The organism is Sporosarcina sp. 6E9 (genome assembly GCF_017921835.1).
In the GTDB taxonomy this organism is placed as follows: Bacteria; Bacillota; Bacilli; order Bacillales_A; family Planococcaceae; genus Sporosarcina.
In genome coordinates this window covers 1-293 of the sequence record NZ_JAGEMN010000028.1, presented here as the reverse complement: position 1 = coordinate 293, position 293 = coordinate 1, and the positions used below count along the sequence as shown (strand labels likewise).

The following is a 293-nucleotide window of genomic DNA, read 5'->3' as shown; positions in this document are numbered from 1 at the left end:
AGAACATACGAAATTGGCAAGAGAGAGAGAGTGAACTTTGATCAAAAAATTGAAGCTGTTCAAGGAGGAATTGGAGCAAGAGATCAACTACAAACTTGTAGAGGAAGATCATACGAAGCTAACCATCCAAGAACAGAAGCAAGAGGCATAGCCAATTGGGAGAATTGGAGCTCAAACAGTGTTGCAGAAAACAGAGCATAAAGGGGACTTTCCAATTCAGAAATTCAAGTGTTCTTCAAGAGGTATAAGCATCTAAACTCAATCCATAGCTAGTTCTAAGCATGCTTTACGTT

1 protein-coding gene is annotated in these 293 nt (G+C 39.2%); it reads left to right on the top strand.

Going from position 1 to position 293, the window contains the following annotated elements; translation table 11 throughout:
• A partial coding sequence (locus J4G36_RS18305) for a hypothetical protein (protein ID WP_210471845.1) occupies positions 1-201 on the top strand: 201 nt, incomplete at its 5' end.
• Positions 202-293 lie beyond the last annotated feature (92 nt).